Source organism: Nocardioides sp., assembly GCF_044226305.1.
In the GTDB taxonomy this organism is placed as follows: Bacteria; Actinomycetota; Actinomycetes; order Propionibacteriales; family Nocardioidaceae; genus Nocardioides.
This window is the reverse complement of sequence record NZ_JBGAHF010000002.1, coordinates 84,519-99,748: the sequence shown is the minus strand read 5'-3', so window position 1 is coordinate 99,748 and position 15,230 is coordinate 84,519. Positions and strand designations below refer to the sequence as shown.

Here is a 15,230-nt window from a genome sequence, read left to right as displayed (position 1 = left end):
GGCCGGCCGCCCGTCAGCTGCCCGGGTCGAGGTAGCTGATCGACCGGTAGAACAGGTCCGACGCCCGCCGGAGGTCGGCGGACGCCGCCGGCGGCTCGTCGTCGAGGAGCGCGAGGTCGGCCGTGCGCCAGCCCGGGCGGTACTCGTCGGCGAGGTCCACCGCGGCGCGGCTGGCGTCGCGCACCACGCGCGGGTCGACCGACCAGACCGCGTCGAAGCAGCGGTGCGCGTCCGGGACCGCCTCCTGGCCGGGTCGCTCGACCGCGGCCAGGCACGCCTGGAGGTCGGGGGCGTCGCACACGACCACCCACTCCCGGTTCAGGGGCGCGTCCTGGGGGAGGGCCACCTCGACCGGCCGTCCGCGGCCGGGCGCGGCGGGCGCGTCGAGCTCGGCGAAGACGAGGGTGACGCGGGCGGTGCGGGCCAGGTCCTCCCAGCGCGCCCGGGCCGCCTGGAGGAACCGGTCCCGCTGGAAGCACCCGACGAGCAACGGCTCCTGGGCCCGCGCGGCGCACTCGTCCTCGATCGCGTGGCTGAGCGCGAGGAGCGCGGTCTTCGAGAGGGTCTGCACGGCGAGCGTGGGGTGCCACCGACGCAGCTCCGCGTAGATCGACCGGCTGCGGACGGGATCGGTCGAGACCCGTCGCACGGCGGCGTCGAACGCCAGCCCCGCGCTGCGGTGCCGCAGGACCTCGAGCACCGCGGCGACGTCCGACTCGGCGTAGCGGCGGTGTCCGCCAGAGCCGCGGAGCGGTCGCGGGAAGCCGTACCGCGACTCCCAGCTGCGCAGCGTCGCCGGCGGGACCCCGGTGCGCTCCGCGAGGTCGCCGATGGTCAGCTCGTGGGTCCGCGGCGGTGGCGCCATGACCATCCCTTCTTCACGTCGCCTAGGTTTTTCTTGACGTGTTGCCTAGATTAGACACCACAACCGGCACGAGGGAGAAGGTCGTGACCCCACGCACCACCGATGAGGCCCTGGAGCGGCTGCTCGACGAGGGCGCCGCCCGGGCCGCGGCGATCGACCCGGAAGAGGCCCGGCTCTGGCAGGCCGTGGCTGCGGCGGCCGAGGGCGGCAAGCGGTTCCGCCCTGCCCTGGTGACCGCCGCCCACGGCGTGCTCGGAGGGACCGACCCGGCCGCGGCCGCGGAGGTCGGAGCCGCGATCGAGCTGCTCCACACGGCCCTGATCATCCACGACGACGTCATCGACGGCGACGACGTCCGACGGGGGCGCCCCAACGTCAGCGGCACCTACACGGCCCACGCGCTGGCGGCCGGCGCTGCGCCGGGCGAGGCCGCCGACCTCGGCCACGCGGCGGGCATCCTCGCGGGGGACCTCGCGCTGGCCGCCGCCGTCCGGGCGGTCGCGACCTGCGGAGCCCCCACGGACGTCGTGCGGCGGCTGCTCGACCTGGTCGATGCGGCCCTCCACACCACCGCGGCCGGGGAGCTCGCCGACGTCCGGCTCTCGCTCCACCTCGGCTCGGCCTCCCTCGCCGAGAGCCTCGCGATGGAGGAGCAGAAGACCAGCGCCTACTCGTTCGCGCTCCCGCTGCAGGCCGGCGCCGTGCTCGCCGGGTCCGACGACGGCACCGTGGCCCGGCTCGGCGAGGCCGGGCGGCTGCTCGGGGCGGCCTTCCAGCTGGTCGACGACCTCCTCGGGGTCTTCGGCGACCCCGGCCGCACCGGCAAGAGCGCGACCAGCGACCTGCGCACGCGCAAGCAGACGCCGCTCCTCCTCCACGCCGCCTCGACCCCGCAGTGGCAGGAGATCGGGGCGTACGTCGGCCGCGACCTCACCGACGACGAGCTGGACACCGCGCGGCGGCTGCTCACGGCCTCGGGCTCCCGCGCGTTCGTCGAGGAGCTCGCCGCCGCCCAGCTCGCCGGGGCCCGAGCCGTCCTGGACGAGCTCGGCATCGCCGGGGACCTGGTCCCCGCCGTGACCGCGTGCCTCCCGATGCTCGCCGGCGACGACGCCGCCGACGGTCGTCCCGCCGCGGAGAAGGAGGTGGCGGCATGACCCTGGTGAGCCCGAGCCGACGGCTCGCGCACGAGGACAACCTCTACGACTCGGTCTCGGAGGACAGCGCGGCGATCGTCATCCGGCGCTACTCGAGCTCGTTCGGCCTGGCCTCCCTGCTGCTCGGCCGGCAGGTGCGGACGCCGGTGCGCAACGTCTACGCCCTGGTCCGGGTGGCCGACGAGGTGGTCGACAACCCCGACCCCACCCTCGGTCGGGCGGCCCGGGACCGGATGCTGAGCTGGCTGCAGCTGGACGTGCACCAGGCCATGGAGACCGGCTACAGCGGCAACCTGGTCGTGCACGCGTTCGCGCGGACGGCGACCCGGTGCGGGATCGGCGCCGAGCTGATCGACCCGTTCTTCGCCTCGATGCGGATGGACCTCGACACGGTCGTCCACACCCCGGAGACCTTCCGGCGCTACGTCTACGGGTCCGCCGAGGTCGTGGGCCTGATGTGCCTGCGGGTCTTCCTCGCCGCCGAGCCCGCCCGGGCCCGGGACTACGAGCGGCTCGCCCCCGGCGCCCAGCGCCTCGGCGCGGCCTTCCAGAAGCTCAACTTCCTCCGCGACCTCGCGGAGGACCACAACACGCTGGACCGCTGCTACTTCCCGGGTCTCGACGTGGACCGGTTCTCCGACGCGGACCGGGACCGGATCCTGGACGACATCGCCACCGACCTGGACGCCGCCGCCGCGGTGATCCCGGACCTCCCGGTGAGCAGCCGCCGGGCCGTCCGCGTCGCCCACGCCACGTTCGCCGAGCTCGCGACCCGGCTCCGGGCGACGCCGGCGGCCGACATCCGGCGTACCCGGGTCCGGGTCCCCGACCCGGTGAAGGTCCGGGTCATGGCCGGAGCGCTCTACGGGCGGCGCGCGTGAGCTCCTTCCTGCGGGACCGTGCCGCGACCGACGACGCGGTGACCGGGACAGGATCCGGGTCGCGCCGGGTCGTGGTGGTCGGCGGCGGCATCGCGGGCCTCGCGACCGCGGCGCTGCTCGCCTCCCGCGGACACCGTGTCGACCTGGTCGAGAAGAACGACGACGTCGGCGGTCGGGTCGGCAGCATCGAGCAAGACGGCTTCCGGTTCGACACCGGCGCGTCCTGGTACCTGATGCCCGAGGTCTTCGAGCACTTCTTCGCCCTGCTCGGCACCTCGGCGGATGCCGAGCTCGACCTGACCGTGCTGGACCCGAGCTACCGGGTCTTCTTCGAGGGGCACCGCGGCTCGGTCGACGTCCGCCCCGACCGCGAGCACAACCGGGCCCTCTTCGAGGAGCTGGAGCCGGGGTCGGGGGCGCAGTTCGACGCCTACCTCCGCTCCGCGGACGAGACCTACGACATCGCCCTGCGGCGGTTCCTCTACAACAACTTCGACGCCCCGACGACGCTCCTGCACACCGAGGTGCTGCGCCGCAGCCCGCGGCTCGGCCGGCTGCTCACCCGCTCCCTGGGCAGCCACGTGGCGGCCCGGTTCTCCGACCACCGGCTCCGCCAGGTGCTCGGGTACCCCGCGGTGTTCCTCGGCTCGTCGCCGAGCCGGGCGCCGAGCATGTACCACCTGATGAGCCGGCTGGACCTCGGCGACCGGGTGCTCTACCCGCAGGGCGGGTTCACGCGCCTGATCGAGGTGATCGCCGCCCTCGCCGAGCGCCACGGCGCGCGGCTGCACACCGGTGCCACCGCCACCCGGATCCTGACCGGGCCGGGCGAGCACCGCCGTCGACCCCGCGTCACCGGCGTCGAGGTGGTCGTCGACGGCGAGCGTCGTACGTTCCCGGCGGACGTCGTGGTCGGTGCGGCCGACCTGCACCACCTCGAGACCGGGTTGCTGCCGCCCGCCCTGCAGACGCACCCCGAGCGGGCCTGGCGGCGACGCTCGCCCGGGCCCGGCGCGGTCCTCGCCATGCTCGGCGTCGAGGGTCTGCTGCCGCAGCTGCCGCACCACTCGCTGTTCTTCACCCGTGACTGGGACCAGAACTTCGGCGACATCTTCGGCCGGGAGACGCGGGTCCCGGACCCTGCCTCGGTCTACGTCTGCAAGCCCTCGGAGACCGACCCGACCGTCGCGCCCGCCGGGTGCGAGAACCTCTTCGTGCTGGTCCCGGTGCCCGCCGACGTCTCCATCGGGGCCGGCGGCCCCGACGGCCAGGGGTCCGAGCTCGTGGAGCGGACGGCCGACGCGGCGATCGACCAGGTGGCGGCCTGGGCCGGCATCGACGACCTGCGCGACCGGGTCCGGGTGCGCCACACCGTCGGACCCGAGGACTTCGCCCACCGGTACAACGCCTGGCGCGGTGGCGCTCTCGGCCTCGAGCACACGCTGCGCCAGAGCGCGTTCTTCCGGCCGGGCAACGTCTCGTCGAAGGTCGACGGCCTGCTCTACGCGGGGGCCAGTACGGTTCCGGGCGTGGGACTGCCGATGTGCCTGATCAGCGCCGAGCTCGTGCTCAAGCGGCTCACCGGCGACCGGTCGGCGCTCCCGGTGCCCGGATGAGCGGCACGCGGGGCGACCGAGCGCCGGCGGGGTCGCGATGACGATCGAGCACGGTGCCTACGTCGCCATGCTGGTCTTCTGCCTGGTCGGCACGCTGCCGCTGATCTGGGCGTTCCGGATGCGCGTCCTCCAGCAGCCGGGCCGGCTCATCCTCGCCGTCCTCCTGGGCGGGGCGCCGTTCCTGCTGTGGGACCTCTACGCGACCGCGGCCGGGCACTGGCGCTTCGACCCGGCCCAGACGCTGCGGTGGCGGGTCGGTGGGCTGCCCCTCGAGGAGATCGCCTTCTTCGTCGTCATCCCCTTCGTCTCGATCCTGACCTACGAGTCCGTGCGCGTGGTCCGGTCGCGGGACGGGGAGCGCCGATGACCTACACCGCCCTCGCCGTCGTGGCGGTGCTGGCCGCCGTGGTGCTCGACCGCTGGGTGGCCCGGACCCGCCTCACCGGCACCGCGACCTGGTGGTCGGCGTACGGCATCATCGTCGTCTTCCAACTCCTGACCAACGGCTGGCTCACGGGCCGCGGCATCGTCCGCTACGCGCCCGACGCGATCGTCGGCAGCGGCGAGGTCCGGTTCGTGGGGGACGGCCGGCTCGCCTACGCGCCGGTGGAGGACCTGGGCTTCGGCTTCGCCCTGGTGCTGACGACGTGCGTCGCGTGGGTGTGGCTCGGGGACCGCCGGGGCGCGAGGGACGCGTGAGCACCTCGACCCGCCTGCAGGCGATGAAGCCGACCGACGTCGGGGTCCCCGGCCCGACCTCGTGGGACATGGCGCGCGCCTTCCGCTCGGTCCGCGCCGACCCGATCTCCTTCCTCGCCGACGTCGCCGAGCAGTACGGCGACCTGGTGTCCTTCCCGGTGCCGGGACCGCCGGCGCTGCTGGCCAACGACCCGGCCGACGTCCGGCACGTGCTGCAGACCTCCGCGCGGCACTGGGGCAAGCAGACCGTGCAGTACGCCGCGCTGGCCCGGGTCACCGGACCGGGGCTGCTCGCCTCGTCGGAGCCCAGCTGGATCGAGCACCGGCGGCTGGCCGCCCCGGCCTTCCACCACGAGAGGCTGGCGGCCGTGGGCGAGCAGGTGCGCGCCGCGGCCGACGCGGCCGTCGTCGGCCGCCTCGGGCGGGTGACCTCGCCCGAGCTCGTGGACGTCGCCGCGCTCACGCACCGCATCGGGCTCGACTCCGTGGGGCGCGCGCTCTTCTCCGCGGACCTCTCGGGGCAGGCCCAGTGGCTCCTGGACGCGACGAGCGAGGCGGCGACCCTGGTGGTCCGGCTCGGCCGCTCGGTCCTGCCGACGGCGACCTGGGCCCCGACGCCCACCAACGTCCGGCTCCGGTCGACGCGACGCCGCCTGGACGCGTCGTGCGCGGACCTGGTCGCGCAGCGGCGCCGACGCGCCGGTGCGTCGGCGGCCGCTCCGCACGGGGACGACCTCCTCGGGCTGCTGCTCGACAGCGGCCTGAGCGACGCCGAGGTCCGCGACGAGCTGGTCACCATGGTGATCGCCGGCCACGAGACCGTGGCCGCGGCGCTCGCGTGGACGCTGATGCTGCTGGCCGAGGACCAGCCGGCCCAGGAGCGGGTGCGCGCGGAGCTCGCCGCCCACCCCGGACCGGTCCCGCTGCTCGGCCACCGGGAGTCGCTCCCGTGGACGCGGGCCGTCGTCGACGAGGCGCTGCGGCTCTACCCGCCCGCGTGGGTGGTGTCCCGGCGCTCGACCCGGGCCGACGTCGTCGGGGGGCGCGTGGTCCCGCCCGGCACCCTCGTCATCGTCAGCCCGTGGCTGGTGCACCGTCGCAGTGACGCGTGGCCCGACCCGTCCGCGTTCCGGCCGGACCGGTTCCTCGGGGCCGGGGCGACGGTGCCGGCGTACCTGCCGTTCGGGCAGGGACCGCGGCTGTGCATCGGTCGTGAGTTCGCCCTGGGCGAGATGGTCGTGGTGCTGAGCCGCGTGCTGACGGCCTACCGGCTCGACGTGCCGCCGGGGTGGACCCGGCCGGTCCCGGAGGCGAAGGTCGCGGTGCACCCGCGCGGCGGGATGCCGCTGGTCGTCACTCCGCTCGACACCGGCCGGGCATGACCGACCCGGTCGTCGCCGCCCTGCTGGTCGTCGCCCTCGCGTGGGCCGGCTGGCTGGTGCGCGACCTGCGCCCGGTGCCCCGCGGCGGTGCGCACGACCCGAGGGCGGCCACCGTGTCGGTCGTCGTCCCGGCCCGGGACGAGGAGGCCACCCTGCCGGCGCTGCTGGAGTCCCTGCAGGGGCTGGCGGTCGGGGTGCGCGAGGTCGTCGTCGTCGACGACGCGTCCCAGGACGCGACCGCGGCGGTCGCCCGGGCGGCAGGCGCCACCGTCCTGCACGCCGAGGACCCGCCACCCGGGTGGACCGGGAAGGCGTGGGCCTGCCACACGGGGGCGCGGGCCACCCGTGGCGACCTCCTGCTCTTCCTCGACGCCGACACGGTGCTCGGCCCCGACGCCCTGGACGGGCTGCTGGAGATGCACGACGGGTACCGCGGGCTCGTGTCGGTCCAGCCCTTCCACACCGTCGTGCGGCCCTACGAGCAGCTGTCGTCGTACTTCAACGCGGTCTCGGTCCTGGCCAGCGGCGCCTTCCGCCGCCGCCCGACCGGGCGGCCGATGGCCTTCGGCCCGTGCCTGCTGACCTCGCGGGCGGACTACGAGCGCGTCGGCGGGCACGCCGCCGTCCGGGCCGAGATCCTCGACGACGCCGAGCTGGCGGCGGCCTACCACCGCGCCGGCCTCCCGGTGCGGTCCGCCGTCGGCGGCCGCTCGGTGAGGATGCGCAGCTACCCCGGCGGGGTGCGGCAGCTGGCCGACGGGTGGACCAAGAACGTCGCGTCCGGGGCGTCCGCGGCCGCACCCGGCCCGACCGTCGGCACGGTGTCGTGGATCTGCGCGCACCACGCCGTCGCCGTCGGCGCCGTCCTGGCCCTGGTGGGCGCGGCGACGGGGGAGGAGCTGCCGATGGTCTACGGCAGCCCGGTCCTCTGGGCGGTCGCCTGGGTCGTCGTCGCCTGGCAGCTGCGGTCGCTGCTCCACCGGATCGGCTCGTTCCGCTGGTGGACCTGGGCGCTCTTCCCGGCGCCGCTGCTCGCCTTCGACCTCGTGTTCCTGCGGTCGCTGGTCCTCACCGCGGTCCGGCGCCGGGTGCGGTGGCGCGGACGTGCCGTGCGACTGGACGGACCCGGGTCCCTCGAGGGGGGCGCCTGATGCTCCGGCTGCTGATGCCCCAGGGACTGACGATCCTGGTCGACGTCGTCGCGTGGGCGGTGTTCCACACCGTCACCGGGTACGCCGCCCACCGGCTCGACGACCACCGGCTGGCCCGGGACGGATGGCTGCTGCGGCAGCGGTCCTTCGAGGACGGGGGCCGGTGGTACCGACGCCGGCTGCGCATCCACCGCTGGAAGGACCGGCTGCCGGAGGCGGGCGACCTCTTCAGCGGGGGGATGAGCAAGCGCGAGCTGCCGACCTACGACCTCGCCGGCCTGCAGGTCTTCGCCCGGGAGACCCGCCGGGCCGAGCTGGCACACTGGTGGGCGATGGCCTGCGGGCCGCTCTTCGTCCTGTGGAACCCCCCGCTGGCCGCCGCCCTGCTCGTCACCTACGGCGTGGTCGTGAACCTGCCGTTCATCGTCATCCAGCGCTACAACCGGTTCCGGATCGACGCCCTCGTCGCGCGTCTCGAGCGATGACGGAGCTGGCGACTGCGACCCGCCGCCCGCGTCTGGCCCAAAACGAGAACGTGTTCTAGTATCGGTCCCGTTGGCCTACGTGACAGGAGATGCGATGTCCCAGGCAGTTCTCGACGGGGTCCGTGACCTGCTTCCCGGCATCCGGGAGCGGGCCGACGAGACCGAGCGGCTCCGCGTGGTTCCCGACGCCTCGATCAAGGAGCTGGAGGAGGTCGGCTACTTCAAGCTGCTCCAGCCACGCCGGTTCGACGGGTTCGAGGCCGACCCGGTCGACTTCTACACCGCGGTGCGTGACCTCGCGACCGCGTGCGGCTCGACCGCGTGGGTCGCCAGCGTGGTCGGCGTGCACCCGTGGCAGGTCGCCCTCTTCCCGGAGGAGGCCCAGCAGGCGGTGTGGGCCGACGACACCAACACCCGGCTCAGCTCGTCCTACGCCCCGACCGGCAAGGCCGTCGTCACCGAGGGGGGCTACACGCTCTCGGGCAAGTGGAGCTTCTCCTCCGGCTGCGACCACTGCAGCTGGGTGCTGCTGGGCGGCCTCGTGTTCAACGAGGAGGGCAACGTCGTCGACTTCAAGACCTTCATGGTCCCGCGGGAGAACTACACGATCGTCGACGTCTGGAACGTCGTCGGGCTCTCCGGCACCGGCTCGAACGACATCGTGGTCGACGACGTGTTCGTCCCCGACGCGTTCACGCTGTCGATGGGCGACACCGGTCGCTGCTACGGCCCGGGCCAGGAGCAGAACACCTCCGACCTCTACAAGCTGCCGTTCCACTCGATCTTCACCGGCACCATCACGACGCCGATCATCGGGATGGCGATGGGCGCGTACGCCGAGCACGTCGACATGCAGCAGAAGCGGGTGCGGGCGGCGTACCTCGGTGAGAAGGCCTCGCTCGACCCGTTCGCCGCCGTCCGCATCGCGCGCGCGTCGTCGGAGATCGACGCCGCCTGGGCGCTGCTGGTCAACAACATCCGCGAGGAGCAGGCCTGCGTGGCGCGGGGGGAGAAGATCCCGCTGAAGCTGCGCCTCAAGGTCCGCCGCGACCAGGTGCTCGGCACCCAGCGGGCCATCGACGCGATCGACGACCTCTTCGAGGCCTCCGGCGGCCGCGCGCTGGCGACCGGCACCTACCTGCAGCGGGCCTGGCGGGACGCGCACGCCGGTCGCGTGCACGCCGCCAACGACCCCGAGCGGGCGCTGCAGATGTACGGCGCGCACGAGTTCGGGCACAAGGTCGACCCGGGGATGTACTGAGTGGCCTCCGACGACGCCACCGCCAAGGAGTCGGCCCATCGGACGGCCCGGGTCACGACCGGGTCCGGCGACGTCACCCTGAGCTACTACGAGGCCGGCGAGGGGGCCGGTCTCGGCGGCGGACTGCCGCTGGTCATGCTGCACGGCGGTGGGCCGGGAGCGTCGGCGTGGTCGAACTTCGGCAGTGCGCTGCCGAGGTTCGCCGCGTCGTTCCGGACCCTGCTGGTCGACCAGCCCGGCTTCGGCGGGTCCGACAAGCCACCGGTGCTCGGCAACTACTACCGCTTCGCCGCCGAGCACGTGGTCGCGCTGCTCGACGGGCTCGGCATCGAGCGGGTCCACCTGCTCGGCAACAGCCTGGGCGGCGGTACGGCGATGCGGCTGGCCCTCAGCCACCCCGACCGGGTCGGGCGGCTGGTGCTCATGGGTCCGGGCGGGCTCTCGCTCAACCTGTTCCACGCCGACCCGACCGAGGGCGTCCAGCGGCTGATGGCCTTCGGCGCCGACCCGACCCGCGAGAAGCTCCGGGCGTTCATCTCCACCATGGTCGTCAACCAGGACCTGGTGACCGACGAGCTCGTCGAGGAGCGGTTCGCCGACGCGACCGCGCCGGGCGCCCAGGACGCGATGCGCTCGATGGGCATGTCGTTCTGGAACCCCGAGACCGCCGAGGACGGGATGCTCTGGCGCGAGGCGCACCGGCTGCGCAAGCACACCTTGCTGACCTGGGGACGCGAGGACCGGGTGAACCCGCTCGACGGCGCGTTCGCCGCGCTCAAGCTGATCCCCAAGGCCCAGCTGCACGTGTTCCCGAACTGCGGGCACTGGGCGCAGATCGAGGCGGCCGACGAGTTCGCCGAGATCACCACCGCGTTCCTCGCCCGGCACGTAGAGAGGTCGAAGCAGTGATCGACGTGAAGAGCATGGGCTACGTCCGCGTGGCCAGCACCGACCTCGAGCAGTGGCAGACCTTCGCCGGCAAGGTGCTCGGGCTCGCTGCCGGCCGCGGCCCGAACCCCGACCACCAGTACTGGCGCATCGACGCGGTCTCCGCGCGGCTGGTCGTCTTCCCCGCCGACGTGGACCAGCTCGACTGCGTCGGGTGGGAGGTCGCCGACCACCGCGCCCTGCAGGAGGCGCGGGAGCACCTGCAGAAGGCGGGCGTCGACTTCGAGGAGGGCACCCGCGAGGAGCTCGACGAGCGGCGGGTCCAGGAGCTGGTCCGGTTCCGCGACCCGTTCGACAACGTCTTCGAGCTGTTCCACGGCATCACCTACGAGCGGCGACCCGCGGTGACGCCGTACGGCGCCACGTTCGTCACCGGCGACCAGGGGATGGGCCACATCGTGCTGCCGGTCACCGACGACGTCGAGGCGCTGCGCTTCTACTCCGACGTGCTCGGCTTCCGGCTGCGCGACTCGATGAGCATGCCCGGCGAGTTCGTCGGCAAGGAGCCGGGCAGCAAGGTCTGGCTGCGGTTCCTCGGCGTCAACCCGCGCCACCACTCGCTCGCGTTCCTGCCGATGCCCAACCCCGCCAAGTGCGTCCACGTGATGCTCGAGGTGGACCGGCTCGACGACGTCGGCCGGGCGCTCGAGCGGGTCCGCAAGCACGGTGCGCCGCTCTCCGCGACCCTGGGGCGGCACATGAACGACGAGATGATCTCGTTCTACGTGAAGTCGCCCGGCGGGTTCGACATCGAGCTCGGGACCGACGGTCTCACCGTCGACGACGCCCGCTGGGTCGCCCGCGAGTCGACCGCCGTGTCCTACTGGGGCCACGACTTCGGGGCAGCAGCCCGGTAGTGGCGCTCGGGACCGGACGGACCGTGGTCGGGTCGACCTGCCACCCGGTGAGAGACTGGTGGACATGACCTCGGAGCCCAGCCGCGAGATCCCGGAGGGGATGAACCCGAACGCGCGGGAGACGTGGCCGAGCCCCGAGCTCATCTACTCCTGGCTCGGCGACCAGGACATCGACTTCGAGTTCCGGCCCGGCGAGGACCTCATCGTCCACGACGACCCGGAGCACGTGGCGGCCGCCCGCCGCTTCCGCGACGTCCTCGGCCGGTTCGCCTCCGGCGTGACCGTCGTGACGAGTACCAGCCAGGGCGAGCCGGTGGGCATGACCTGCCAGTCCTTCTCGAGCGTCTCGCTCGAACCGCCGATGGTGCTCTTCATCCCGGCCAAGACCTCGCGGGCCTGGCCGATGATCCAGCGGTCGGGCACGTTCTGCGTCAACTTCCTCGCCGCCGACCAGGCCGAGCTCTCCAACACGATGGCCAGCCGCGGTGTCGACAAGTTCGTCGACGTGAAGTGGACGCCGTCGCCGCAGACCGGCTCGCCGGTCCTCGAGGGGAGCGTCGCCCAGGTGGACTGCACGATCCACAGCGTGCACGAGGCCGGCGACCACTACGTCGTCATCGGTCGCGTCGTCGACCTGCTGACCCCGGAGGACGGCCCGGCGGACCCGCTGCTCTTCTACCGCGGCGAGTACCGCAGCACCGACCGGCGCTGACGCAGCCGGAAATGACACCGACCCGCCAGGTGACCTGGCGGGTCGGTGTCATCCCCCGATACGTCCCCCCACGAGACGTCGACTGTGGTGCGTCAGGAGATCCGAGTGCGACGCGGGTTCGCGACCATCTGGGTCGGCGCGGGCTTCGGGGCGGTGGCCTTGGCGTTCATCGCGATCTCCTGAGAAGTTCTTCGGCGGCTGGTCCGGTGGTCTTCCGGGCTGATGTGACCAGCCTGCTGGACGAATCTCAGGTCTTCCTCAAGCGCCCTACAACGAGTTCTCAGGGTTGCTTCACGGGAGTCCAGTCCCGGCCGAACCAGCGCCGGACGCGCTCCTGGCCGAAGGTCGCCTTGTCGGCCGCGAACGCGGCACTGGGGCCCTCGAGGGCTCCGGTCGGCGCCTGCCCGCTCAGGAACGTGACGTCCACCTTGCCGACCTGCCCGTCGCCGAACTCGAGGTAGCAGGTGCCGTGGCCGTCGTACGTCGTCGTCGTCGCCTCGCCGCGGACCCGGGCGACGAGCTGCGCGGCCACGACCGACGCCTGGCCCTCGGCGAAGACGCCGGCCTTGGGGGTGCCGACGCTCGTCACGTCGCCGACCGCGTAGACGTCGTCGAAGCGGGTGCGCAGGGTCGCCGGGTCGACCGGGATCCACCCGTCCTCCGCGAGCCCGGAGTCGAGGACCACCTGCGGCGCGCGGTGGACCGGGACGGCCAGCAGCAGGTCGAAGGCGAGCTCCGAGCCGTCGGCGAGCACCGCGACGCGCCGGTCCGGCTCGACGGAGCGCACCAGTGACTCCGGTCGCCAGACGATGCCCCGCTCCGCGAACTCGGCCAGGAGCGCGGCCGAGGCCTGCGGCGAGGGCGGGATCGGGGAGCCCAGCGGCATCACGAGGGTGACCGTGGAGGAGTCCAGGAGGCCACGGTCGCGCAGGTGGTCGTGCACGAGCAGCGCCGTCTCGCTGGGTGCCGGCGGGCACTTGAACGGCGTGGAGGTCACCGCCACCACGACGTCCCCGCCCGGGAACTCGTCGAGGACGTCACGCAGGGCGAAGGCGCCGGCCACGGTGTAGAACTCGTGGCCCGCCTCGACGAGTCCGGGGGTGGCCTCGGGGTGCAGGTCGGCGCCCAGGGCGACCACGAGCACGTCGCCCTCGAGCGGGCCGGCATCGGTCTCGACGCGGCGCAGGGCCGGGTCGATGGCGCGGACGGTGGTCTGCACCAGGCGGACGCCGGACGGCACCGCGTCGGCGTACCGGTGCACGACGTGGTCGGCGCTGGTCCGACCGAACATCACGTCGAGCTTGGAGAAGCCGAAGACGAAGCCGTCCGCCTTGTCGACGACGGTCACCTCGACGTCCGCCCCGAGCGCGTCGTCGAGGGCCGTGGCCAGCTCCAGTCCTCCGAAGCCGGCGCCCAGGATGAGGACCCGCATGGGCGGACGCTACTGGTGTCAGCGCTGCGGTGCAGGTGCTTCGGTGAGATGCACCGTGGGCACGGTCCCCGTGGCGGTGCCGCAGGGGCGGACCGCGGTCCGTGCGCGCCCGGTCCGGCCCCGCGCCGGGTCGTACGGCTTCGGAGTCGGGCGCCGGGGCACCGGCGGCGGGTAGCTGGTCATGTCTCGACGCTAGGCGCCGTTCGGACACACGACGTCCACGGCCCGGTGACGGCTCGTCCACAGTTCTGCAACGACCCGCGCGCGGGTGGTCCGGCCGGTGCCGTCAGGGTCGCAGCTCGCCGGCGACGACCTTCGTCGCGACCTCGCGCAGGGGCACCCGGTGCCGCCGCGCGTAGGCCCGCAGCAGGTCGAAGGCACTGTCGACCGACATCCCGTGCTGCCCGGCGAGGATGCCCTTCGCCTGCTCGATGACGACCCTGCTGTCCAGGGCCTCCTGGAGCTGGGCCGCGGTCTGCCGGGCGCGGTCGAGGCGGGAGGCGTTGGCCAGGTAGCCCGTCGCGTGCGCCGCCAGCAGGACGGCGCACTCCACCTCCTCCTCCGACCAGGGGTGCGGACGCGAGTCGTAGAGGTCGAGCGCGCCCAGGCGTTCGTCGTGGAGGTGGAGCGGGAAGGAGGCGATCGAGAGGACCCCGTGCTCGGCGGCGACGGCCGCCAGCTCCGGCCACCGGTCGCCCTCGGTCGTCAGGTCGGTGACGAGGACCGGCGTCCCCGTGCGGTAGGCCTCTACGCACGGGCCGCTCTGGTGGCGCTCCTGCGCCTCCTCGAGCGCGGCGATGTCCTCGGGGGAGGCGGTGGCGTACTCCAGGCGTTCGGCCCGCACGAGCGAGACGCCGGCGCCGTGGACGTCGAAGATCGCGGCGGTGGCGTCGACGAGGTCGTGCAGCGCGTCGCTGACCGGGTAGTCCGTCGTCAGGGTGAGCGCGAACGCGTGGAGCTCGTCCACGAGCAGCTGTCGGTCGACCATGACGGTGCTCCCCTCTTCCCGGGCCCCCTCGGAGCGTAGGGACTGCGACCGGGCCGCCGTGAGTGCCGGAAGGGTGCGGGCCGGGGGCCGAAGGTCCGTGCGCGCGCCGGGTCGGCCCGGGGCTCTCGAGGTCCCGGGTCCCGGGTCATCGACCGACCGGGACCTCCGGCCCTGGCAGCGCGGATCCGACCGCCCTACGGTCTCGACACCTGCCCCAGACCTCGGCAACGTCCCGCGCCGCGCACCGGCCCGACCCTGGAGTTGTCCGTGGACCAGCAGTCATCCGGCTCACCTGCTCTTCCCCGCCTCGTCCGCTGGCGGTACCACACGGCCGTGCAGGCAGCGCGCGTCCTCAACTCGATCGGCCGGCCGCGGGCGACCGGGCTCACGAGCGGTGCGGAGGGGGCGCCTGCTCCACGTTGACGGTCGGGACGCCGCCACCGACGCGGGCGATCACCGCCAGCGACGGCTCCGTGGTGGGGTTGCTCTCGCGGTGCACGGTCCACGCCGGCACGTGCACGAAGTCGCCGGCGACCGCGTCGAGGTAGCCCTCGTGCCCCTCGAACTCCAGGCGCAGCACCCCGCGTACGACGTACAGGCTCGACTCGTTGCGGTCGTGGTGGTGCCACCCGGAGACGGCGCCGGCCGCGGTCTCGACCTGGCCGGCCCACAGCAGCGGCAGCTCGAAGGCGCGCTCGCGGTGCATGCCGGGCGTCGGGTCCGCGGTGACCAGGTCGTCCGGTCCGACGACACGCACGGGGCGGGGGAGCTCGAGACCCATGTGACCCAGCGTGGC

Annotated in this window: 16 protein-coding genes; 12 read left to right on the top strand and 4 right to left on the bottom strand. The window is 73.7% G+C overall.

Going from position 1 to position 15,230, the window contains the following annotated elements; genetic code table 11:
- Positions 1–13: 13 nt before the first annotated feature.
- On the bottom strand, positions 14–865 hold the full coding sequence (locus tag ACILQ5_RS02565) for a DICT sensory domain-containing protein (RefSeq protein WP_395656405.1): 852 nt from the start codon (positions 863–865) through the stop codon (positions 14–16).
- Positions 866–948: 83 nt separating this feature from the next.
- Here ACILQ5_RS02565 and ACILQ5_RS02560 point away from each other — a divergent pair, with 83 nt between their 5' ends.
- The 12 genes from ACILQ5_RS02560 to ACILQ5_RS02505 all read left to right on the top strand — a co-directional run bounded on the left by ACILQ5_RS02560 (position 949) and on the right by ACILQ5_RS02505 (position 12,014).
- Positions 949–2,022, top strand: a complete 1,074-nt coding sequence (locus ACILQ5_RS02560; RefSeq protein WP_395656404.1) for a polyprenyl synthetase family protein — start codon at positions 949–951, stop codon at positions 2,020–2,022.
- Entirely contained in the window at positions 2,019–2,903 is an 885-nt protein-coding gene (locus tag ACILQ5_RS02555; RefSeq protein WP_395656403.1) for a phytoene/squalene synthase family protein, read from the top strand. Before ACILQ5_RS02560 ends, ACILQ5_RS02555 begins: the two co-directional genes overlap by 4 nt.
- Entirely contained in the window at positions 2,900–4,519 is a 1,620-nt protein-coding gene (crtI, locus tag ACILQ5_RS02550) for a phytoene desaturase family protein (protein WP_395656402.1), read from the top strand. The genes ACILQ5_RS02555 and crtI overlap by 4 nt, the downstream gene beginning before the upstream one ends.
- A gap of 37 nt (positions 4,520–4,556) precedes the next feature.
- Positions 4,557–4,886, top strand: coding sequence for a lycopene cyclase domain-containing protein (locus ACILQ5_RS02545; RefSeq protein WP_395656401.1), 330 nt, complete (start codon positions 4,557–4,559; stop codon positions 4,884–4,886).
- Positions 4,883–5,218, top strand: coding sequence for a lycopene cyclase domain-containing protein (locus ACILQ5_RS02540; protein ID WP_395656400.1), 336 nt, complete (start codon positions 4,883–4,885; stop codon positions 5,216–5,218). Before ACILQ5_RS02545 ends, ACILQ5_RS02540 begins: the two co-directional genes overlap by 4 nt.
- On the top strand, positions 5,215–6,600 hold the full coding sequence (locus ACILQ5_RS02535) for a cytochrome P450 (protein WP_395656399.1): 1,386 nt from the start codon (positions 5,215–5,217) through the stop codon (positions 6,598–6,600). The genes ACILQ5_RS02540 and ACILQ5_RS02535 overlap by 4 nt, the downstream gene beginning before the upstream one ends.
- Positions 6,597–7,751: a glycosyltransferase family 2 protein gene (locus ACILQ5_RS02530; RefSeq protein WP_395656398.1), complete on the top strand. Its 1,155-nt coding sequence runs from the start codon at positions 6,597–6,599 to the stop codon at positions 7,749–7,751. The genes ACILQ5_RS02535 and ACILQ5_RS02530 overlap by 4 nt, the downstream gene beginning before the upstream one ends.
- Positions 7,751–8,236: a hypothetical protein gene (locus ACILQ5_RS02525; RefSeq protein ID WP_395656397.1), complete on the top strand. Its 486-nt coding sequence runs from the start codon at positions 7,751–7,753 to the stop codon at positions 8,234–8,236. The genes ACILQ5_RS02530 and ACILQ5_RS02525 overlap by 1 nt, the downstream gene beginning before the upstream one ends.
- Before the next feature lie 94 nt (positions 8,237–8,330).
- Positions 8,331–9,497: a 3-hydroxy-9,10-secoandrosta-1,3,5(10)-triene-9,17-dione monooxygenase oxygenase subunit gene (gene hsaA, locus ACILQ5_RS02520; RefSeq protein WP_395656396.1), complete on the top strand. Its 1,167-nt coding sequence runs from the start codon at positions 8,331–8,333 to the stop codon at positions 9,495–9,497.
- Positions 9,498–10,406, top strand: coding sequence for a 4,5:9,10-diseco-3-hydroxy-5,9,17-trioxoandrosta-1(10),2-diene-4-oate hydrolase (gene hsaD, locus ACILQ5_RS02515; protein WP_395656395.1), 909 nt, complete (start codon positions 9,498–9,500; stop codon positions 10,404–10,406).
- Positions 10,403–11,302, top strand: a complete 900-nt coding sequence (gene hsaC, locus ACILQ5_RS02510) for an iron-dependent extradiol dioxygenase HsaC (RefSeq protein WP_395656394.1) — start codon at positions 10,403–10,405, stop codon at positions 11,300–11,302. The genes hsaD and hsaC overlap by 4 nt, the downstream gene beginning before the upstream one ends.
- Before the next feature lie 64 nt (positions 11,303–11,366).
- A complete protein-coding gene (locus ACILQ5_RS02505; RefSeq protein ID WP_395656393.1) occupies positions 11,367–12,014 on the top strand; it encodes a flavin reductase family protein in 648 nt (215 codons plus the stop codon).
- 280 nt (positions 12,015–12,294) lie between these two features.
- Here ACILQ5_RS02505 and ACILQ5_RS02500 read toward each other — a convergent pair whose 3' ends face one another.
- The 3 genes from ACILQ5_RS02500 to ACILQ5_RS02490 form a co-directional block, all read right to left on the bottom strand.
- Positions 12,295–13,446 (bottom strand): NAD(P)/FAD-dependent oxidoreductase, encoded by a 1,152-nt coding sequence (locus tag ACILQ5_RS02500; RefSeq protein WP_395656392.1) that lies wholly within the window; start codon positions 13,444–13,446, stop codon positions 12,295–12,297.
- 286 nt (positions 13,447–13,732) lie between these two features.
- Positions 13,733–14,434, bottom strand: coding sequence for an ANTAR domain-containing protein (locus ACILQ5_RS02495; protein WP_395656391.1), 702 nt, complete (start codon positions 14,432–14,434; stop codon positions 13,733–13,735).
- 385 nt (positions 14,435–14,819) lie between these two features.
- A complete protein-coding gene (locus ACILQ5_RS02490; protein WP_395656390.1) occupies positions 14,820–15,215 on the bottom strand; it encodes a cupin domain-containing protein in 396 nt (131 codons plus the stop codon).
- Positions 15,216–15,230: the final 15 nt, after the last annotated feature.